Source organism: Campylobacter sp. CNRCH_2014_2849 (assembly GCF_025772845.1).
Taxonomy (GTDB): Bacteria; Campylobacterota; Campylobacteria; order Campylobacterales; family Campylobacteraceae; genus Campylobacter_D; species Campylobacter_D lari_D.
In genome coordinates this window covers 78,824-98,682 of record NZ_JAKMSW010000007.1, presented here as the reverse complement: position 1 = coordinate 98,682, position 19,859 = coordinate 78,824, and the positions used below count along the sequence as shown (strand labels likewise).

Annotated in this window: 19 protein-coding genes; 16 read left to right on the top strand and 3 right to left on the bottom strand. The window is 28.9% G+C overall.

Translation table 11 applies throughout. From position 1 onward, the window contains the following. The first annotated feature begins 22 nt into the window (after positions 1 to 22). Positions 23 to 2,464: a hypothetical protein gene (locus L8X33_RS06255; RefSeq protein WP_263660773.1), complete on the top strand. Its 2,442-nt coding sequence runs from the start codon at positions 23 to 25 to the stop codon at positions 2,462 to 2,464. On the opposite strand, the gene L8X33_RS06250 is transcribed toward L8X33_RS06255, so the two are convergent. Both L8X33_RS06250 and L8X33_RS06245 read right to left on the bottom strand, forming a co-directional pair. Then, positions 2,465 to 3,754 (bottom strand): sensor histidine kinase, encoded by a 1,290-nt coding sequence (locus L8X33_RS06250; RefSeq protein WP_263660772.1) that lies wholly within the window; start codon positions 3,752 to 3,754, stop codon positions 2,465 to 2,467. Beyond that, on the bottom strand, positions 3,748 to 4,407 hold the full coding sequence (locus tag L8X33_RS06245; RefSeq protein WP_220566406.1) for a response regulator transcription factor: 660 nt from the start codon (positions 4,405 to 4,407) through the stop codon (positions 3,748 to 3,750). Before L8X33_RS06245 ends, L8X33_RS06250 begins: the two co-directional genes overlap by 7 nt. Positions 4,408 to 4,493: 86 nt before the next feature. Between L8X33_RS06245 and L8X33_RS06240 the strand changes: the two genes are divergently transcribed. From L8X33_RS06240 to msrA, 15 genes are all read left to right on the top strand, one after another. Then, positions 4,494 to 5,477, top strand: a complete 984-nt coding sequence (locus L8X33_RS06240; protein ID WP_257928718.1) for a substrate-binding domain-containing protein — start codon at positions 4,494 to 4,496, stop codon at positions 5,475 to 5,477. A gap of 16 nt (positions 5,478 to 5,493) precedes the next feature. Further along, positions 5,494 to 6,408, top strand: a complete 915-nt coding sequence (gene pstC, locus L8X33_RS06235; protein WP_047208303.1) for a phosphate ABC transporter permease subunit PstC — start codon at positions 5,494 to 5,496, stop codon at positions 6,406 to 6,408. Beyond that, positions 6,405 to 7,493: a phosphate ABC transporter permease PstA gene (pstA, locus tag L8X33_RS06230; RefSeq protein WP_133318866.1), complete on the top strand. Its 1,089-nt coding sequence runs from the start codon at positions 6,405 to 6,407 to the stop codon at positions 7,491 to 7,493. Before pstC ends, pstA begins: the two co-directional genes overlap by 4 nt. Next, positions 7,490 to 8,230, top strand: coding sequence for a phosphate ABC transporter ATP-binding protein PstB (pstB, locus tag L8X33_RS06225; protein WP_087700725.1), 741 nt, complete (start codon positions 7,490 to 7,492; stop codon positions 8,228 to 8,230). Before pstA ends, pstB begins: the two co-directional genes overlap by 4 nt. 59 nt (positions 8,231 to 8,289) lie before the next feature. Continuing rightward, a complete protein-coding gene (locus L8X33_RS06220) occupies positions 8,290 to 9,501 on the top strand; it encodes a DUF2920 family protein (protein WP_263670252.1) in 1,212 nt (403 codons plus the stop codon). 71 nt (positions 9,502 to 9,572) lie between these two features. Further along, positions 9,573 to 10,889, top strand: a complete 1,317-nt coding sequence (locus L8X33_RS06215) for an MATE family efflux transporter (RefSeq protein WP_263670251.1) — start codon at positions 9,573 to 9,575, stop codon at positions 10,887 to 10,889. Continuing rightward, a complete protein-coding gene (locus L8X33_RS06210; protein ID WP_263670249.1) occupies positions 10,865 to 11,530 on the top strand; it encodes a M48 family metallopeptidase in 666 nt (221 codons plus the stop codon). The genes L8X33_RS06215 and L8X33_RS06210 overlap by 25 nt, the downstream gene beginning before the upstream one ends. A 64-nt stretch (positions 11,531 to 11,594) precedes the next feature. After that, a complete protein-coding gene (locus tag L8X33_RS06205; RefSeq protein WP_263662010.1) occupies positions 11,595 to 13,109 on the top strand; it encodes a hypothetical protein in 1,515 nt (504 codons plus the stop codon). Beyond that, entirely contained in the window at positions 13,090 to 15,288 is a 2,199-nt protein-coding gene (gene hypF, locus L8X33_RS06200; protein WP_263670248.1) for a carbamoyltransferase HypF, read from the top strand. The genes L8X33_RS06205 and hypF overlap by 20 nt, the downstream gene beginning before the upstream one ends. 63 nt (positions 15,289 to 15,351) lie before the next feature. Further along, on the top strand, positions 15,352 to 16,086 hold the full coding sequence (gene hypB, locus L8X33_RS06195; RefSeq protein ID WP_115645554.1) for a hydrogenase nickel incorporation protein HypB: 735 nt from the start codon (positions 15,352 to 15,354) through the stop codon (positions 16,084 to 16,086). Continuing rightward, the gene (locus tag L8X33_RS06190) at positions 16,086 to 16,367 is read left to right on the top strand and encodes a HypC/HybG/HupF family hydrogenase formation chaperone (RefSeq protein ID WP_012661500.1); all 282 of its coding nucleotides are present in this window, start codon (positions 16,086 to 16,088) and stop codon (positions 16,365 to 16,367) included. Before hypB ends, L8X33_RS06190 begins: the two co-directional genes overlap by 1 nt. Next, positions 16,354 to 17,445 (top strand): hydrogenase formation protein HypD, encoded by a 1,092-nt coding sequence (gene hypD / locus L8X33_RS06185; RefSeq protein WP_263659857.1) that lies wholly within the window; start codon positions 16,354 to 16,356, stop codon positions 17,443 to 17,445. Before L8X33_RS06190 ends, hypD begins: the two co-directional genes overlap by 14 nt. A 1-nt stretch (position 17,446) precedes the next feature. Next, positions 17,447 to 18,418, top strand: coding sequence for a hydrogenase expression/formation protein HypE (gene hypE / locus L8X33_RS06180; protein WP_220567193.1), 972 nt, complete (start codon positions 17,447 to 17,449; stop codon positions 18,416 to 18,418). Continuing rightward, positions 18,418 to 18,783, top strand: a complete 366-nt coding sequence (locus tag L8X33_RS06175) for a hydrogenase maturation nickel metallochaperone HypA (protein WP_220567194.1) — start codon at positions 18,418 to 18,420, stop codon at positions 18,781 to 18,783. Before hypE ends, L8X33_RS06175 begins: the two co-directional genes overlap by 1 nt. Next, positions 18,773 to 19,273, top strand: coding sequence for a peptide-methionine (S)-S-oxide reductase MsrA (msrA, locus tag L8X33_RS06170; protein WP_263670247.1), 501 nt, complete (start codon positions 18,773 to 18,775; stop codon positions 19,271 to 19,273). The genes L8X33_RS06175 and msrA overlap by 11 nt, the downstream gene beginning before the upstream one ends. A 58-nt stretch (positions 19,274 to 19,331) precedes the next feature. Here the strand turns inward: msrA and tpx are convergent, their stop codons facing one another. Then, positions 19,332 to 19,856 (bottom strand): thiol peroxidase, encoded by a 525-nt coding sequence (tpx, locus tag L8X33_RS06165; RefSeq protein ID WP_258107330.1) that lies wholly within the window; start codon positions 19,854 to 19,856, stop codon positions 19,332 to 19,334. Positions 19,857 to 19,859 lie beyond the last annotated feature (3 nt).

Here is a 19,859-nt window from a genome sequence, read left to right as displayed (position 1 = left end):
TATTTATTATCAAAGGTTAAAAATGCAAGAATGGTTAAAAGTAGATGAAGAAACTTTAAAAAACAAAGTGCGTGAGGCGTATTTTTCAAAATTTTCTATAGTTGGTTCTAAGATAGATTTTATCATCACGCAAAAACACAAAGACTTAGGTGAGATTAATTTATTTTGGGCTGAAGCTAAGCAAGGCATAAGTGATATTAAAAAATCATTCATTCAGCTTATTTTAACTATAGGAAAGCATAAATTTCACGCCGAGCAAACACCTGCTTTAATAGGTGCATTTGATGCTGAAAAAATCGCATTTTTATCTTTTTCTAAAATTCAAGAAGTTTTTTATAAAAACGACATAGATTGGAGTGTAACACCAAGCGATCACACAAGCGAGCAGTTTTTAAAACTTTTAAAAGAATTAGATGAAATTTTAAACGAAGCTTTGATTTTTTACTATAAAAAAAATGATGAGGAATTAAAAAATTTCATAAAAGAAAATTTAACAAACGAAAATATAAGTAAATTTAAAATTGACAAAAACAACTTTGTAAGCATATATCACAAATGGAGCAAAAGTGTAAAAGAAAGCATAAGTATAGATTGGGATTTAGCAAAGAAAAATGGCATTATTGATGCGGACTTTTACCTAGCTGATTTACTCTCAAATGAAAATCAAACCATAGTAGAAAAGCTTTTTGCTATCTTGAAAAAAGATCATTATGAATTTAATGCCAAAAAGACAGATCTAGGCTCTATCGCTACAGAAAAAACGGGCTTTAAAGATAATCAAAAAGCACATAAAGATTTTTGGGCTATTTATGAGCGTCCGCCTTTGGAGGAATTTTGGGATTATATGATAGAGCGTAGGGATTTGCTTGTAGATCAAGACATTAGAGAAAGAAAGGGGGCGTTTTTTACTCCAAGAATTTGGGTGGATAAGGCTTGTGAGTATTTATCAAAGGCTTTAGGTAAAGACTATGAAGAGAAATACTATATATGGGACCTTGCTGGTGGTACAGGAAATTTGCTAGCAAATTTTACAAATGCAAAAAATGTTTTTTGCTCTACCATAGATAAAGCAGATGTTGATGTGATACATGAGCGTATAAAAAATGGAGCAAATTTATTTGAAAAGCATGTTTTTCAATTTGACTTTTTAAATGATGAATTTTTTGATAAAGTAGATGATAAAGGCAATGTCATTTATAAATCAAAACTACCTTCAAATTTACAAGAAATTTTAAAAGATGAAAACAAACGCAAAAAACTCATCATTTTTATAAACCCACCTTATGCAGAAGCTAGCACAACTGCTACTAGAAATAAGACAGGCAAAAATAAAACAGCAGTTTCTGATAGTATGATTTATGATAAATATAATTCTAAAATAGGTGGAGCTGCCAAAGAATTGTTTATGCAATTTTATATAAGAATATATTGTGAGATCGAAGGAGCTGTGCTAGCTACTTTTTCTAAATTAAAATATATCAATGCACAACAATCAGATAAATTTAGAGGAATTTTTAAAGCTAAATTTTTAAAAGGCTTCCTAGCGCCTTCTTATACTTTTGATAATGTAAAAGGAAAATTTCCTATAGGATTTTTAATATGGGATATGAGTCAAAAAGATGAGCTTAAAAAGGTAAGGCTTGATGTATTTAATGAAAATGGAAATTTTTTAGGTAAGAAAAGTTTTGTTTCTAAAAATAAATATATGATTGAGTGGCTTAGAAATTTTTATGATAAAGAAAGTGAAAATATCGGTTTTTTAAGAATGATAGGTTCAGATTTTCAAAATAACACAGGTGTATTTTTTACAAATAATTTAACCGATAATGATATCAAAAAGAAACTTTTTACTTTTATCACACATAAGAATATTTTACCTATGAGTATATATCTTTCAGTACGCCATGCTATAAAAGCTACTTGGCTAAATGATAGAGATCAGTTTTTATATCCAAACAAAGCATATCAAAACGATAAAGAATTTCAAAGTGATTGCTTGGCTTTTATGCTTTTTCATGGGCAAAATTATATAAGCACAAAAGAAGGTATAAATCACTTCATACCTTTTAGCGAGAAAGAATTAGGCATCACTCAAGAAGCATTTAAGAGTGATTTTATGTATAAATTTATAAATGGCAAGATAAAAAATGAAGATGTTTTATTTGATGATACATTAGACAAGGTGGAATTTTCTAATGAAGCAAAAGAGCTTTTAAAAGCAGGCAAAGAGCTTTTTAAGTATTATCACACGCATAAAGAAAAGGCAGGGTATTTGGTAAATGCTTCTTTGTATGATATAAAAGAATTTTTTCAAGGTAGAGATGAAAAAGGCAAGATGAATATGCCTAGCAAGGCAAAAGATGAGCATTATAAAATTTTACTTAGTGATTTGAATTTAGCTTTAGATATTTTGGCTAAAAAAATCGAACCAAAAATTTATGAATATGGCTTTTTGAGAGAGTGATTAGCCAATACTAAAAGAAAATATGCTACCTTTTTGTGGGCTAGATTGAATTTTTAAAGAACTTTTGTGTAAAGTGAGTATTTTTTTAACTAAAAACAATCCTAGTCCAAAAGAATTGTTTTGGCTAGTATTGATTTTATAAAATTTTTTTGTGATTAATTTTAAGTATTTTTCCTCTATGCCTATGCCTTGATCTTGTATAGTAAATTCTTGGTTTTTAACTTCAATAAAAATATCTTTTTGACTGTATTTTAGTGCATTGCTAATGAGATTAATAATAACTTGCTCAATGAGAAAAGAATCTGCTTTTATGAAAGTTTGCTCTCCTTGAATTTTAATCCTGCTTTCATTAAAATTTTCAACAATATTTTTACTTAAAGCATATAAATCAAAATTTTCTTCATTTAAAGATGTGATATTTAAATTAAAAACAAAATTTAGTTTGTGTGTTAGTTGGTTGATTTTTACGCTTTGCTTGTGAATTTTTTCAAGCATAAATTTTCTCATAGTTTCATCATTATGTTCTTTTTCTAAAGATTGCAAACTTAAATTTATAACACTTAAAGGATTTTTTAACTCATGTGAAATAGTACTGATTAAATTTGAAAGTTGAGTGTTTTTCATTTTAATTTTTTTGGCTTGTTTTTTATTTTGTAATTCTTTCTCATAAAATAATTTTTTTATTTTTAATAATCTTAAATTTAAAGAATTTAAATCATAAAAAAAGTTCTTTGTAAAATGAAATTCTGATTGACTCTTTATATTTTTAATAAACAAAAGTAATTCTTGAAAGTATTTTTTAAAAAAGTTAAATATAAAAATATATATTGCAGTTAATACTGCTAAAAAAAGCAAAAAAATCAAAATATTTTTTATCCAAAAATCTTGTATTTTTGCGTTTATTTTTGGATAAACAATGATGATGTATTTATATCCTTCATATTGATAAGCTTTATAATAAATTTCTTTATTATTAAAAAATTCATGTGTAAAATCTGCGTTAAATTGATTTTTAAAGAAATCAAAATCATCTAAAGATGAGATGGTTTTTCCATCTTTTTTGATGATAAAATCTGCTCTTGTTTGTTGAGAAAATTCTTGAATGTTGTTTGTATTGAGTGTTTTTATAATGCTAAATTTTAATGTATCATTCAAGGTTTTTAATTTTTGCTCATAAGTGCTTTTTATAGTGTTGTTTATATATTGCTCATTGACAAAATAAAACAATCCTATAAAAAATATACAAAAACATATAAAAAATAAAGCAAAAAAATTTCTGATTTTTAACACAATTTATAACCCACCGAGCGCACTGAAATGATATTTTCTTTAATTTGTGGAATTTTTTGTTTTAATCTTAAAATAGCCGTATTGATTGTCTTATCGCTTGTTGTGTCATTTTTCCATACTTGCTCACTTAAAAATTGACGGCTTAGAAGTTGATTTTTGTGATTAAAAAAACACTTGAGTAATTCTACATCTAGGGTTGATAAATTTTCAAATGTATTTGTTTGATGAATTAATTTCCTTTCTTCTATATATAAAGTAAAATCTTGATAAGAAATTTGTTCTTTTGGAGTTTTATTTCTTTTAGTTACGGCTTTGATTCTAAATAAAAGCTCATTAAAATCAAAAGGTTTGCATATATAATCATCACAGCCTTGCTCAAAACCTTCTAAAATATCTTTTTGTAAAGTCTTTGCACTAAGAAAAATCACAGGCTCCATATAACCTTTTTTTCTTAATTGTTTTATCATCTCTACACTATCGCCACTTGGTAAATTTCTATCCATGATGATTAAGTCTATTTCATTTGTATCTAGAAAGGTTTCTAAGTCAAAAAAATCAAAATAATTATAAATTTTTATATTTTCTTGACTAAGTCTTAAACTAATTAACTCATTTAAATCTTTATCATCTTCTATCAAAATAACATTTAGCATATAAAATTATATCAAAAAATACATGTATCCAAAATGTTTCCAAGTTTTTTTAAATTTTCATTACTTTTTTAAAACAAGGAGAAAAAATGAAAAAACTTTTGGCTTTAAGTGTGGCTACCTTTGTTAGTTTAAACGCAGCAGAATTAAAAATAGCAGGTTCATCTACTGTCTATCCTTTTACTTCTTTTGTTGCTGAAGAGTATGCTTCTATAAAAAATACAAAAACACCTATAGTTGAAAGTCTTGGCACAGGCGGTGGTTTTAAAGTGTTTTGCGAGGGAATTACTGATATTTCTAATGCTTCAAGAGCAATCAAGCCAAGTGAATTTGAAACTTGTAAAAAATCAGGTGTGAGTGATATAGTCGGGATTATGATAGGTTATGATGGCATAGTTTTAGCTCAAAATAAAATCAATGCTCCATTAAATATAAGCTTACATGAGTTATTTTTAGCTTTGGCCAAAGAAATTCCACAAGATGGAAAATTAGTCCCAAATCCTTATACAAATTGGCAACAAATCAATAAAAATCTACCAAATAGAAAAATTACAATCTATGGTCCTCCATCAAGTTCAGGAACAAGAGATAGTATAGAAGAGCTTGTAATGGTAGATATTTCTAAAAAAATTCCTGAATATAAAGGTGCATATAAAACTATACGCCAAGATGGAGCATTTATACCAAGCGGAGAAAACGATAATTTAATTGTTTCAAAACTTTCTGTTGATAAAGAAGCTTTTGGGCTTTTTGGATACGGATTTTTAGCTAGTAATGATGATAAGATTAATGCAGTTGATATTGATGGTGTAAAAGCTGATGAGAAAAATATATCTGAAGGAAAATATAAACTAGCTCGTTCTTTGTTTATATATATGAATGCTAAGAAAAATCCAGAAGTATTTGAATTTGCAAAAATTTATATGAGTGATGATTTAGCTAAAAGCGGAGCAGAATTAGAAAAAATAGGATTGGTTCCTTTGGATGAAAAAACATTAAAACAAACCCAAAAACATATAGAAGAAAAAGGTTTATTAACTGATGAGCTTGTTAAAGCAGGGAAAGTTTTTTAATTTTTAGGATGAAAAATTGATAAAAGAAAAAATAATAAAATTAACGCTTTTTCTTTGTGCTTTTGTTAGCGTAGTAGTAAGCTTTGCTATTATGCTAACTATTTTAATAGAGGCATTAAAATTTTTTCAAAAAGAAAGCGTATTTACTTTTTTATTCTCAAGTCAGTGGGCAGCAGATGCTGCATTTGTAGGTGCTGATGGAAGTAGCAAGCATGGGGTTTTTGGTGCTTTGAGTTTATTTTGGGGAACTTTTTATATTTCATTAATAGCAATGCTAACAGCCTTACCTTTAGGTGTAATGTGTGCTATTTATCTTGGAGTATTTGCAGGTAAAAAATCTAAAAACTATTTAAAACCTATTTTAGAAATCATAGCAGGAATTCCTACTGTAGTTTTTGGATTTTTCGCAGCCATAGTTGTAGCTCCTTTTATAGTGTGGTTTTTTTCTCTTTTTGGTATAGAAGCTAGTTTTCAAAGTGCCCTAGGTGCAGGTTTTATCATGGGTATTATGATAGTTCCTATAGTGGCTTCACTCTCACAAGATTGCATTGAAGCTGTAAGTTTAAAAAGGATAAATGGAGCTTATGCTTTAGGTATGACTAAAAAAGAAGTCGTTTTTGCAGTAATTTTACCAGAAGCAATGCCAGGTATAGTTGCAGCTTGTCTTTTAGGACTTTCAAGAGCTTTAGGTGAAACGATGATTGTTGTTATGGCTGCTTCATTGCGTCCAAATTTAACAATGAATTTTTTAGAAGATATGACAACAGTGACTGTAAAAATAGTAGAAGCATTAAGCGGTGATCAAGCTTTTGATAGTTCTTTAGCTTTAAGTGCATTTTCTTTAGGGCTTGTACTTTTTATTATTACATTAATCATTAATATTTTTAGCGTTTATTTGATAAATCGCTTCCATAAAAGGAAAAATTTATGAAAAAACTTTTTAAACAAAGAAAAAAAGCTTCAAAAAATTTCAAAAGATTCTGTAAAATGGGGCTTTATATAAATCTTATTTTTCTTTGTATTTTTTTATCAAGTGTAGGGTATCTTGGGATAGGAGCTTTTAAGCAAACTTACATTTATGCCCAGGCTGATAGAAATAGCCCTTCATATGAGCTTTTATCGCGTGCTGAACAAAGGAAAATAAGAACAGGTCAAATCAAAGAAAAATCTTGGCTTTTAGCAAATTCTGAAGTTGATCAATATATGAAAAAAAACTACAATAAACTAAGCGATGAACAAAAAACTTTAGTTGATGAATTAGTTCAAAAGCAAGAAATAAAACTAAGTTTTAACACAAATTTTTTCCTTAATGGAGATTCTAAATCACCTGAAAATTCAGGAATCTTTGCTTCTGTGGTTGGAACTTTACTTGTGATGATAGTTTGTATGGTTGTAAGTATCCCAATAGGAGTTGGAGCAGCTATTTATTTAGAAGAATTTGCTCCGCAAAATGTATTTACGCATTTTATAGAAGTATGTATTAATAACCTTGCAAGTATTCCTAGTATTTTATTTGGACTTTTAGGACTTGGAGTGTTTATTAATCTTTTTGGGATGCCTCGTTCTAGTGCTTTAGTTGGAGGATTAACTTTGGCTATTATGAGCTTACCTATTATTATTGTTTCAACTAAAGCTGCCTTAAAAAGTGTGGATATTAATATGAAAAATGCAGCATATGCTTTAGGCATGACTAAAATTCAAATGATAAAAGGCATTATGCTACCTTTGGCAATGCCTATGATTTTAACAGGTTCTATTTTAACTTTAGCTCAAGCTATTGGTGAAACCGCGCCTTTGATGATTATAGGTATGATAGCTTTTATACCTGATGTGGCAAATAGTGTTTTTGCGCCAACAAGTGTTTTACCTGCTCAAATTTTTTCATGGTCAGCTATGCCAGAGCGTGCATTTTTAGAAAGAACAGCAGCAGGGATTATAGTGCTTTTATCTCTTTTGGTGATTTTAAATTTAGCAGCAATACTTTTAAGAAGATATTTTCAAGGAAAATTAAAATGATAGCAAAAACAACAAATCTAAATTTATTTTATGGTAAAAAACAAGCTTTATTTGATATTAATATGGAAATTCAAAAAAATAAAATCACAGCTTTAATAGGTGCTTCAGGATGTGGAAAATCCACATTTTTGCGTTGTTTTAATAGGATGAATGACAAAATAGCAAAAATCGATGGTCTTGTTGAGATTGATGGAAAAGATGTTAAAAATCAAGATTTAGTCGTGCTTAGAAAAAAAGTTGGAATGGTATTTCAACAACCTAATGTTTTTGTAAAAAGCATTTATGATAATATTTCTTATGCTCCAAAACTCCATGGGATGATCAAAAACAAAGATGAAGAAGATGCTTTGGTGGAAGATTGTCTTAAAAAAGTAGGGCTTTTTGAGGAGGTAAAGGATAAACTAAAACAAAATGCTCTAGCACTTTCAGGTGGTCAGCAACAACGCCTTTGTATTGCAAGAGCTTTGGCCATAAAGCCAAAATTATTACTTTTAGATGAACCAACTTCAGCGCTTGATCCCATATCTTCAAGCGTTATAGAAGAGCTTATTAAAGAATTAAGTCATAATCTTTCTATGATCATGGTAACGCATAACATGCAACAAGGTAAGCGCGTGGCTGATTATACTGCATTTTTTCATCTAGGCGAACTTGTAGAATTTGGAGAGAGCAAGGAATTTTTTGAAAATCCTAAAGAAGAAAAAACAAAAGCTTATTTAAATGGAGCTTTTGGATAATTTTTATTTATTTAGAAATTTTGATGATATAATTAATCAAAATTTCTAAAAGGCTTAACATGCTCATAAATCAAACTTATTTTATAGACTCTTGTGATGATGTAGAATTAAATATAAAAAGAGAAAGTAAATTAGAATATAGAATTACTTATGATGATAGTAAGCAAATGGAAGCTATTGTTTTTATCATAGGTGGATATGGAGCTAATGCTCATATGACTTTTGTTGATTTTAATAGGAAGTTTTTGGCTCAAAAATATAATGTTGTAGCTGTAAGCGTTTTGTATCATTGTTTTTGTCAAAGGAGATCAGATGTAGAAAAATATAGTGCAGCTATTACATTTACAGAAGAAGATTTAGTACACTTAAAAAACATTTTAGAAAATTTCAAAATTCAAACAAGTAAATTAGATTGCTCAACAGCATCAATTCATTATGAGTTTTTGCATCAAACTATTAGTAGCTTAAAAGAAAAAAAGTTATTAGATATAGATTATAAAGTTAGTCTTTCACGCTCTTTTATCCCGCCTAATAATGAATATAATAATTATGGAATTATGCCTGCTATCGATCATATCAATGCCTTAAAAGATATAATAAAAAATTATCCTCAATTTAAATCTTTACCTAAAATTTACGGGGGAGGATCATATGGAGGTTATTTAGCGCTAATGTGCGCTAAAATAGCTCCTTGGTATGTAGATGGAGTGATAGATAATTCTAGTGCTGGAATATTACCTTTACATTACATCATAGGAAGAGATATTAACGGATATGACCATGTTTTAGAAACTCCAAATGTTATATTGTATGGTATTTTAAAATCATATTGGACACGCAAAAACCCAAACTCACCTTATTATTTTGCTGATGAAAATTATTTAATTAGAGCTTTACTTAATAAAGATCATTTGATCTTACAAGCTCAAAAGAATAAAAATATTATTTATACAAGTTATCATAGCGCCAAAGATCCTGCAACTCCAATAGAATATAAAATACAATTAATTCAAACATATAAAGCCTTAAACTATGAAGTAGATTTTCATCTAATAGATGAAAAAGATATAGATGGCAAATTTATTAAAAATTTAACTCATGGGTGTGGAATTCCTGATAAGGCATTATTTAATAAAGAATTACCTATTATACTTGAAAAATTAAAAGATAAAACATTTAGTATGAAAAAAGATAGTATATCTTATCCTTGTAAAAATAAAGTTTTTACCTTTAAAGATGAAAATGATAAATTTGTTTTAGAAATATTATAAAGCTTATAAAAAGTAATTTTTAAGTAAAATTACTTTTTACTTTCAAAAGATTATTATCAAAAAGAGTATTTATGGCAAGCAAACAACTTTCACTTAAACATCTTAGTATGCCTATATTGCTTGAAATGTTTTTAAGATATTTTTCTTTGATTATCAACACCGTTATGGTTTCGCAGTATTCTAACTTTTTAGTTGGGGCTATGGGTGCGGGCAATCAAGTAGCAGATTTATTTATCATTATTTTTAGTTTTTTAAGTGTGGGTTGTAGTGTAGTGATTGCTCAAGCTTTAGGAGCTAAAGATTACACTCTAGCAAGAAAGGCAATTCATCAAAGTTTATTTTTAAATGCTTTGCTTGGTTTTGTGTGCGGAAGTTTGATTTTATGGCATGGAGAGTTTTTGCTTTATCTTTTACAAATTCCAAATGAGCTTTTAAAAGATAGTGCGATTTACTTGCACATGCTTGGAATTTGTTTGTTTTTTGACGCTATGGGTATAGTTTTGGCTGCTATTATTAGGGTGTATAATATGGCTTATTGGGTTATGTTTACTACCTTATTGATGAATGTTGTGATATTTATAGGAAATTTTTATGTATTACATTTTACCAAACTAGAGCTTTTTGGAGTAGGGCTTAGTAATATACTTGGGCGTTTGGTCGCCTTTGGTATGCTTGTAGCAATACTTAGTTTTAAACTCAAAATTCATCTTAAAATTAAAGAGATGATAAGCCTTGAAAAAGTGGTACTTAAAAAGATTTTTAACATCGGTGGTTTTGCAGCAGGAGAGCATTTGATATGGTTTATACAATACACCATAGCTTTTGCTTTTGTAGCAAGTTTGGGTAAAGAAAATTTAAGCGTTCAAACGATTTATTTTCAAATTTCTTTGCTCATCATGCTAGTAGGGCAAGCTATAAGCGTAGCAAATGAAATTATCATAGGTAAATTAGTCGGCGCAAAATACTTAAATGTGGCCTATAAACATACATGGATAGCTTTGTATTTTAGTGTGGTTGCAAGTGCTTTTGTAGCTTTACTTAATTATGTTTTGCAAGATTTTACCATGGGTGTAGTAAAGCTTGAAGAGAGTTTAAAAGAGCTTATGATACCACTTTTTACTCTTTCAATCTTCTTAGAAATCTCAAGAACTTTTAATATAGTCATGGTGAATTCACTAAGAGCAAGTGGTGATGCGAGGTTTCCGTTTTTAAGTGGAGTGGTATTTATGCTTGGAGTTTCTTTACCGGTTGGCTATGTGCTTTGTTTTTATGCTGGACTTGGAATTTTAGGAGTTTGGATAGGTTTTTGTGCAGATGAGTTTTTACGCGGTATAGTAAATTCATATAGATGGAAAAGTAAAAAATGGCAAGGCAAAGCACTAGTATAAAAGGAATTTTAGAATTTAAAGAATTTCGTTTTGTTTTTGAAAAGAAAAAACTTAAATACTTAAGACTTAGGGTAGATAGGGATTTAACTTTCAAGCTTAGTATACCGCTATATTATGAGCAAAGAGATGTTTTAAGATTTTTAGAAAAAAATGAAAGTTGGATTAGAGCCAAAGAAAAAGAACTTTCTTTAAAAAGAGTAGTTTTAGCAAGTGATGAATTGTATTTTTTAGGTAAAAAATACAAGCTAGTTTTTAACGAAAATCATAAAAAAATTCTTATAAAAAAAGATAAAATTTTTGCAAAAAATCAAAAAGCCTTAGATCTTTTCTTGAGGCGTAGTGCTAGAGTGATTTTTGAGTATTTTATAAAAAAATGGCAATTTATCCACAAGAGAAAAGTGCAAAGAATTTGCATTAAAGAAATGATCTCAAGATGGGGTTCTTGTAATCATCAAAAAGCATACATAAACTTAAATTTAAAACTCATGCAAAAACCTATAAAAGCTATAGAATATGTGATTTTGCATGAACTTACACATTTAATCTACCCACATCATCAAAAAGAATTTTATGATTTTTTATATAAATTTATGCCTGATTATAAAGCAAGAGAAGTTTTTCTAAAAAGTCTTATTTTTTAAGCTTTCCTTAGAATTAAAATTGTTATATTTATATTTTTAAAAATTTAATTTTAAGGTTTTAAACTTGCTTTTAGAAATTACTTTTGATTATAAATCTAAAAATGATATTTTTGAGTATTTGTTAGCTTATTATGCTAAAGATTATGTGTATGATTATGAGCAAAAAGATGAAAAAATCATCATTAAGATTAAAGGCGAAAAAGATGAAATTCAAGCCTTTTGTTCTAATTTAGAAAATATCAGCCATAGTGTTTTTTTAAACAAATTTGACTTAAAAGTTATAGAAGAAGATTTTACACCTATAAAAAAAGAAAAAGCTTTTACTCAAAGAAGTTTTTTAACAAGACTTAATGCAAATGCTTATACTAATGGCGAGCTTTTAGAAAATGAATGGGGTATTTTTGTAGAAGAAGAATTTAAAATAGAAGAAGAATTTATAAAAATCACTAAAGAAAATTTCTACGATAATTTAAAAAAAGCCTTGGAAAAATTAAAAAACAAAGAAAAAATGCATTTTAAAAGTCCAAAAGGAATATATGCTTTTGAAATTTTTAATGAAGCATTGGATGATTTTTTAATACCTTGTGACCCAAAACATATCAATGCATTTTTTTCTTGCAATAACGAGCAATTTAAAATCTTAGCAGGGGTTGAAAAGCCTCTAATGAAGCTTAAATTTAATGCTATTTTTAGACAAAATCATCAATTAAATCATGAATATTTTAAAATAAAAATATATGATAATCTTTTCTTGTTTGCTTTATGTTTTGAACTTGAAAAAGAAGGAATTAAGTTTTTAAATTTTAAAAAGCTAGAACATTTTGAAGATGATTTTGAAGTAGCTTTAATCGAAAATGAACTAGTAGTTTGTAGGGGTTATGATTATATTTTACCCGAGTTTAAAAATTTGATTTTTCAAAAAGAGGATAAAAATTTCGCAAGAATTTCTTGTATATTGTCTGATTTTAAAGACAAAAAGCCTTTGCTTTTAGAACTTAGCAAAAGAAATGATGATATTATCTTACTTGATAAAGAGCTAAATCTTTTAAAACTTTGCTTACCAAAAAGCTTTGATGAGTTTTATGAAACTATAAGTCAAGATGATGTTGCTAAGAGATTACTAGCTAATTATGAAAAAGAATTTATTCTTGTGCGAAAAGAACTAAATATGGCTAATAATTTTTTTAATCTTTTTGGCATGGTAGGGATGATTTTAGAGCTTGATGAAGACGAGAAAAAAGCAGCATTAGCACTTTTGGCCTTAGCAGATGAGAGTAAAATGGCAAAAGGTGTTAGAATAGATTTTAAGCTTAATGAGCAAAAAGAATTTGATTACACTAAAACACTAAGAAGCGTGATGAGTTTTAAGCTTGCTGGAGTAGAAAATCAAATCATAGCCTTAGGCGTTGTTGAGAGTTTGGCGTATTTTTTAAGAGATTTATTTGATGATTTAAAGGCTAAAGAACAAGTTGATTGTGCCGTGCTTAGTGGGAGCTTGTTTGAGCATAAAAGCCTTAGCAAAAATGTATTTAAACACATACCATTTTTTAAGTTAAGTGATGTCCCACTTTGGATATGAAATTCATATTAAAGGGCTAGTGCAAGGTGTTGGCTTTCGTCCTTTTGTTTTTAACATAGCTAAAGAGCTTAATTTAAAAGGTGAAGTTTATAATAATAGCTTAGGTGTTGTTATAATCCTTGAGTGTAGCAATGATGAATTAAAAATTTTTAAAGAAAAACTTTTTGCTAATTTACCACCTTTAGCTAGGATAGATGATTTTAGCTTTTCTTATAAAAAACTTCAAAAAACTTATAATGAATTTATCATAAGTACTTCACAAGATAGTGAAAAATTTAGCCCGATTTTAAGCGATTTTGCTCTTTGTGAGGATTGCTATAATGAATTTTACGATGAGAAAAATCCGCGTTTTAAATATCCATTCATCACTTGCACAAATTGCGGGCCAAGATTTTCTATTATAAAAAAACTCCCATATGATAGAGTTAATACGACTATGGATGAGTTTAAAATGTGTTCTTTTTGTCAAAGCGAGTATGAAGATCCTACTAATCGTCGTTTTCATGCCCAACCACTCTCATGCCCAAAATGTAAAATTACTATTTTTTTAAAAGATAAAAATCAAAATATTTTAGCCAAAGATGAAAAAGCTTTTATCTTGCTTGCAAAGCTTTTAGAAGAAGGTAAAATCATAGCTTTTAAAGGTATGGGTGGGTTTCATTTAATTTGTGATAGCACAAATAAAAATGCTATAAATGAACTTAGAATACGCAAAAATCGCCCTAAAAAGCCTTTTGCTATCATGGTAAAAGATCTTAAAATGGCTCAAGAATTAGCTTTTATTAATGAAGCTGAAGCAAAACTTTTAACTTCAAATTTAAAACCCATAGTTATTTTAAATAGCAAAAATATCCATAAAAGCTTAGCACCAGATACCAATAAAATAGGTATTATGTTAGCTTATATGGGAACGCATTTAATGCTTTTTGAACATTTTAAAAAACCTATCATTGCAACAAGTGCTAATTTAAGTTCACAAAGCATTATTTATGAAGAAACAAAACTTTTAGAGCAACTTAGTGATGTATTTGATTTTTATCTTGATTATGATAGAATAATACACAACTCAAGCGATGATAGCATTGCTCAAGTTATTAGCGAAAAAATTATGTTTTTAAGGACTTCAAGAGGTCTTAACCCACTTTATATCAATACAGCAGATATTTTTAATACAAAAGAAAATATTCTAGCTCTAGGAAGTGAGTTAAAAAACGAATTTGCATGTTTTTTTAAAAATCAACTTTTCATTTCTCCTTATATAGGCGATATGAAAAGTTTAGATATACAAGAGAGATTTTTTAAAATTTTAACTTTCTTTCAAAACTCTTATAAACTAAATTTTGATCATATTTTAAGCGACAAACACCCACAATTTAACTATGTAAAAGAATTTAAAGATTATAAAAATTTTCGCGTGCAACATCACTATGCGCATTTATGCGCTTGTTTATTTGAACACAAAATTTACAAAAATAATGTTTTAGCCTTTGTTTTTGATGGAACAGGCTATGGAGATGATGGAAAAATTTGGGGTGGGGAGATTTTTAGAGCGAGTTTAAAAAGTTATGAAAGACTAAATCATTTTAAAAATTTCAAACTAATTAATGCAGATATTAAAAATATCGCAAATTTAGCTTTAGCTTTAATTTTTGATTTTAATTTAGAAAGCAAAGCTAGCGAGTTTTTAGCTAAATTTTCTCAAGTAAAATTAAATAATCTTAAAAAAATTCACACTCAAAGCTCTTTATATACGAGTTCTCTTGGTAGGATTATCGATGCTTTTGGCGCTTTTGCTTTTGATATACAAAAGCTTGATTATGAAGCACAAACTGGGCTTTTGATGGAAAAATATTATGATAAAAATCTTGATTATAGTTACAAATTTAACATCAAAGAAAAAGAAATTTGTTTTAAAAATGCTTTTTTGCAAGCTTTAGAAGATAAAGATAAAGTTAAAATTAGCACAGGTTTGCTTAATGGCATTGCAAATTTAATTATAGAATATTCAAAAAAATTTAAAGAAGAAGTGCTTTTATGTGGTGGGGTATTTCAAAACAAAACCTTGCTTGAAATTTTAGATCGAAAAAATTTTGCTTATAAAACTTCTTTGCAATTTCCTTGCAATGATAGTTCTATCGCACTTGGGCAACTTGTGCATTATTTATCTTTAAAAACTTAATAAAACTCATATTTTTTTAATACTTTTTTATATACAATAAAATAAAAATATAAAGGAAAGATTATGTGTAAAGATTGCGGTTGTTCTATTAATGGACATGAACATCATCATGATCACCATCATGAAAATCCAGCATTAAAAGATGAAAAAACTATTAATGTTATTAGTAAAATTTTATCAAAAAATGATCATCAAGCAGCTCATAATAGAGAGCATTTTAATGAGTATAATACTCTTTGTATTAATTTAATGAGTTCCCCAGGAAGCGGTAAAACAACGCTTTTAGAAGAAACTATAAAAACTTTAAAAGATGATTTAAAAATAGCTGTGGTTGAAGGAGATTTAGAAACTAATAATGATGCAAATCGCATTATTAAAGCAGGAGGCTTAGCTCATCAAATTACTACAGGACAAACTTGTCATTTAGATGCTTTTATGGTGCATGAAGCTTTACATCATTTTAAACTTAGTGAACTTGATATAGTATTTGTTGAAAATGTGGGAAATTTGGTATGTCCTGCAAGTTATGATTTGGGCGAGCATTTAAATGTAGTTTTACTTTCAGTAACAGAAGGTAGTGATAAGGTAGAAAAATATCCAGTGATGTTTAGAAAGGCTGATTTATTGGTCATTACTAAAGCCGATTTAGCTCAACATTTTGACTTTGATTTCAAAGCAGCTTCTATGGCCGCTAAAAGGCTAAATCCTAAAATAGATATTATGATTTTAGATAGCAAAACAAAAACAGGATTTGATCTTTGGATAAATTATCTAAAAATGAAAAAGGAGCTTAGCTAATGTGTCTTTCTATACCTTCTAAAATTTTAGAAATTGATGAGCTAAATTCAGCCATAGTAGAAACTTTAGGGGTTAAAAGAAGAGTAAGTTTGGATTTAATAAGCGAGCCTTTAAAAGTAGGCGATTATGTGCTTATACATGTGGGTTTTGCTATGGAAAAAATCGACACTCAAGCTGCACAAGAGAGTTTAAAAATTTATGCTGATATAGCAGAGAAAATGCAAAATGGACAAATCGATGAAAATGAAGGCGATATGGGGCTAAAAAATGGATTTAATTAATGATTTTAGAGATAAAGAAAGAATTTTAGCCCTAAAAGAACTTATTGCTTCTAAAATTACTAAGCCTATTAATATCATGGAAATTTGCGGTGGACATACGCATAGTATTATGAAATTTGGTTTGCCTGATTTATTGCCAAAAGAAATTAATTTTGTTCATGGCCCAGGCTGTCCTGTGTGTGTTATGCCAAGAGAGCGTATTGATGTGGCTTTAAAGCTTGCAAGTATACCAAATACTATCTTTTGCGTATTAGGCGATATGCTTAAAGTGCCAGGAAGTTATGAAAGCTTAATTGATCTTAGAGCTAAAGGGGCTGATATTAGAGCACTTTATACACCTTTGGATGTGATAGATATAGCTTTAAAAAACCCTGAAAAAAATATAATCTTTTTTACCATAGGTTTTGAGACAACTACACCTATGAGTGGGGTGATTATAGAAAAAGGTATAGCTTTAAATTTAAAAAATTTATTTTTTCATATTAATCATGTGTTGGTTCCACCCGCGGTAGAAGCTATCATGCAAGATGAAAATGTAAAAATTGACGCATTTTTAGGGCCTTCCCATGTAAGCGTTATCACAGGATCAAACATTTATGAACCTATTGCTAAAAAATACAAAACTCCTATAGCAGTGAGTGGTTTTGAGCCAGTTGATATAATGCTTAGTGTGTTAAATATAGTAGAGCAAATGAATGCAAATACTTTTGAAGTTTATAATGAATATCACAGAGTAGTTAGCAAAGAAGGAAATTTAAAAGCTAAGGCTTTAGTGGAAAAATACTTTAAACCTTGTGATTTTGAATTTAGAGGTCTTGGAGTGATTGTAAATGGCGGGCTTTGTCTAAAAGATGAATTTGCACACTTAGATGCTAGCAAAGTGTTTGATTGTAAAGTACAAAGTAAAAACGAAAGCAAGGCTTGTATTTGTGGTCAAATTTTAAGAGGCTTAGCTAAGCCTTACGATTGTAAGGTGTTTGCAAAAGCTTGCACTCCAAAAAATCCCATAGGTAGCTGTATGGTTTCTAGTGAAGGAGCTTGCGCGGCTTATTATAAATACTATCAAGATAAGGCATAAAATGAAGCAAATTACTTTAGCCCATGGTGGCGGTGGCGAAGAAATGAATGCTTTGATAAGTGAAATTTTTTCTATTTTTGAAAATGATGTTTTAAAAGAGGCAAATGATGCTGCTATTTTAGATGATTTGGCTTTTAGTACTGATTCTTTTGTATTAAATCCTATCTTTTTAAAAGATATAAATATAGGAAAATTAGCAGTTTGTGGTAGCGTAAATGATGTATTAATGGTGGGAGCAAAACCACTATATTTATCATTAGCTTTAATTTTAGAAGAGGGTTTTGAGCTAGAAAAGTTAAAAATTATACTAAAATCTATAAAAGAAGAATGCGATAAAGCGGGAGTAAAGCTAGTTTGCGGGGATACTAAAGTTGTTCCTAAAAATAAAGGCGATGAAATATACATTAATACTTCATGTATAGGTAAAAATATACAAAAAATCAATACCAAAAACTTAAAAAGTGGTTGTAGTATCTTAGTTTCAAGGGATATTGGAGCTCATGGTTGTGCGGTTTTGGTTGAAAGAAATAATTTAGAGGCAAATATCCAAAGTGATTGTAAAAGCTTAAAAGATGAAGTTTTAACACTTTTAAATGCAAATATTTCCATAAAAGCAATGCGTGATGCTACGCGTGGTGGGCTTAGTGCAGTTTTAAATGAATGGACTAAATTAAGTAATTTAGAGCTTTTAATATTTGAAGAAAAAATCCCAGTTTGTGATGAAGTTTTAGGGGTTTGTGAGCTTTTTGGGTATGAGCCTTATGAGCTTGCAAATGAAGGAACTTTTATTATTTGTGTAGATAAAAAAGATGAACAAAAAGCATTAGAAATTTTAAAACAATTTAATACTAATGCAGCTATTATAGGTGAAATCACAGCTAATAAAAAAGCAAGAGTGGTTTTAGAAAATGCTTATGGAGCAAAACGCATTTTAGAAGCTCCAAAAGGCGAGCTTTTACCAAGAATTTGCTAATGCATGAGTTAAGTATTACAGAATCTTTGCTAGAACTTTGTGAAGAATACGCTCAAGGAAAAGTTATTGAAGAAGTGCATGTTAAAATAGGGCGTTTAAGTGGGATTGAACCTCCACTTTTACAAAGAAGCTTTGAAACTTTTAAAGAAAATAGTCCCTTATGTAAGAATGCTAAATTTATTATACATATTCAAGAAGTAGTAGTTGAGTGTCAAAAATGCCATTTTAGTGGAGTGCTTGAAAATAATATCTTTTGGTGCCCAAAATGCGAAGATAAAGATTTAAAAATCATAGATGGGGAAGAGCTTTATCTTATGCAACTTGTTTTAAAAGAAAATAAGGATTTGGAAAATAATGACAAATAAGGAAATTATCTTAGGTGCGGGTTGTTTTTGGTGTACTCAAGCCGTGTTTGATGAAATCAAAGGCGTAGTTTATACAGAAGTAGGTTATAGCGGTGGTAAGCCAAATCCAAGTTATGAAAGCGTGATAAATGGTGATGGGAATATAGAAGTGGCTAAGATAATTTATGATGAAAAACAAATTTCATTAGAAAAAATCTTAGAAATTTTTCTCAAAATGCACGATCCAATAAGCTTAGATAAACAAGGAGCTGATGAAGGAACGCAGTATAGATCAGTTATTTTTTATCAAACTAATGAGGAGTTAAAAATTATTAGCAATTTTTTACAAAAAGCACAAAAATATTACGCTAAAGCCATAGTTACGCAAGTTTTAAAACTAGAAAAATTTTATAAGGCTGAAAACTATCATCAAAAATATTTTAAAAATAATCCTAGCCAAGCTTATTGTAGATTTGTTATTGCTCCAAAATTAGAAAAGGTTAATTGCTAATATTGTTTTTAAGTATTTTTGCAGTTAGATTTAAAAGCCTTTTGCAGGCTTTTAAAATTTAGTGGCAACCACAACCACCACATCCACAACTTTGACTAAAGAAATTTTCTAAAGCTTGCATATTAGGAAGTTCTGTTACTTCATTTACTAATTCTTTATAAGCAACTACGCCATCTTTAATTACAAACACTGCTCTAGCTAAAATTCCCTCAAGTGGACCATCAGCCATTAAAACACCATATTTTTCACCAAATTCTTTAGAAACAAAATCACTCGCAACAGTTAAATTATCTATACCTTCAGTTGAGCAAAAACGACCCATAGCAAATGGTAAGTCCATACTAACTACGATTACTTCTACACCACTTGCTGCTGCTTTTTTATTAAATTCCCTAGCTTCAGTTGCACATACTGGAGTATCAAGGCTTGGTACGCTGATAATAATTTGAGTTTTACCTTTTGGAGCAATTTCAACACCTGAAAGATCTTTGGCTTTTAAAGTGATATTTGGAGCCATGTCACCAACTTGGATGTTGTTTCCTTTTAAATTTACTTTATTTCCTTTGAATAATACACTATTCATTTT

What these genes read in the sequence shown, in the direction of transcription:
- L8X33_RS06255 (WP_263660773.1), top strand. Translation starts at nt 23, where the DNA reads ATGCAAGAATGGTTAAAAGTAGATGAAGAAACTTTAAAAAACAAAGTG.
- L8X33_RS06245 (WP_220566406.1), bottom strand. Translation starts at nt 4,407, where the DNA reads ATGCTAAATGTTATTTTGATAGAAGATGATAAAGATTTAAATGAGTTA.
- L8X33_RS06240 (WP_257928718.1), top strand. Translation starts at nt 4,494, where the DNA reads ATGAAAAAACTTTTGGCTTTAAGTGTGGCTACCTTTGTTAGTTTAAAC.
- pstA (WP_133318866.1), top strand. Translation starts at nt 6,405, where the DNA reads ATGAAAAAACTTTTTAAACAAAGAAAAAAAGCTTCAAAAAATTTCAAA.
- pstB (WP_087700725.1), top strand. Translation starts at nt 7,490, where the DNA reads ATGATAGCAAAAACAACAAATCTAAATTTATTTTATGGTAAAAAACAA.
- L8X33_RS06220 (WP_263670252.1), top strand. Translation starts at nt 8,290, where the DNA reads ATGCTCATAAATCAAACTTATTTTATAGACTCTTGTGATGATGTAGAA.
- L8X33_RS06215 (WP_263670251.1), top strand. Translation starts at nt 9,573, where the DNA reads ATGGCAAGCAAACAACTTTCACTTAAACATCTTAGTATGCCTATATTG.
- L8X33_RS06210 (WP_263670249.1), top strand. Translation starts at nt 10,865, where the DNA reads ATGGCAAGGCAAAGCACTAGTATAAAAGGAATTTTAGAATTTAAAGAA.
- hypF (WP_263670248.1), top strand. Translation starts at nt 13,090, where the DNA reads ATGTCCCACTTTGGATATGAAATTCATATTAAAGGGCTAGTGCAAGGT.
- hypB (WP_115645554.1), top strand. Translation starts at nt 15,352, where the DNA reads ATGTGTAAAGATTGCGGTTGTTCTATTAATGGACATGAACATCATCAT.
- L8X33_RS06190 (WP_012661500.1), top strand. Translation starts at nt 16,086, where the DNA reads ATGTGTCTTTCTATACCTTCTAAAATTTTAGAAATTGATGAGCTAAAT.
- hypD (WP_263659857.1), top strand. Translation starts at nt 16,354, where the DNA reads ATGGATTTAATTAATGATTTTAGAGATAAAGAAAGAATTTTAGCCCTA.
- hypE (WP_220567193.1), top strand. Translation starts at nt 17,447, where the DNA reads ATGAAGCAAATTACTTTAGCCCATGGTGGCGGTGGCGAAGAAATGAAT.
- L8X33_RS06175 (WP_220567194.1), top strand. Translation starts at nt 18,418, where the DNA reads ATGCATGAGTTAAGTATTACAGAATCTTTGCTAGAACTTTGTGAAGAA.
- msrA (WP_263670247.1), top strand. Translation starts at nt 18,773, where the DNA reads ATGACAAATAAGGAAATTATCTTAGGTGCGGGTTGTTTTTGGTGTACT.
- tpx (WP_258107330.1), bottom strand. Translation starts at nt 19,856, where the DNA reads ATGAATAGTGTATTATTCAAAGGAAATAAAGTAAATTTAAAAGGAAAC.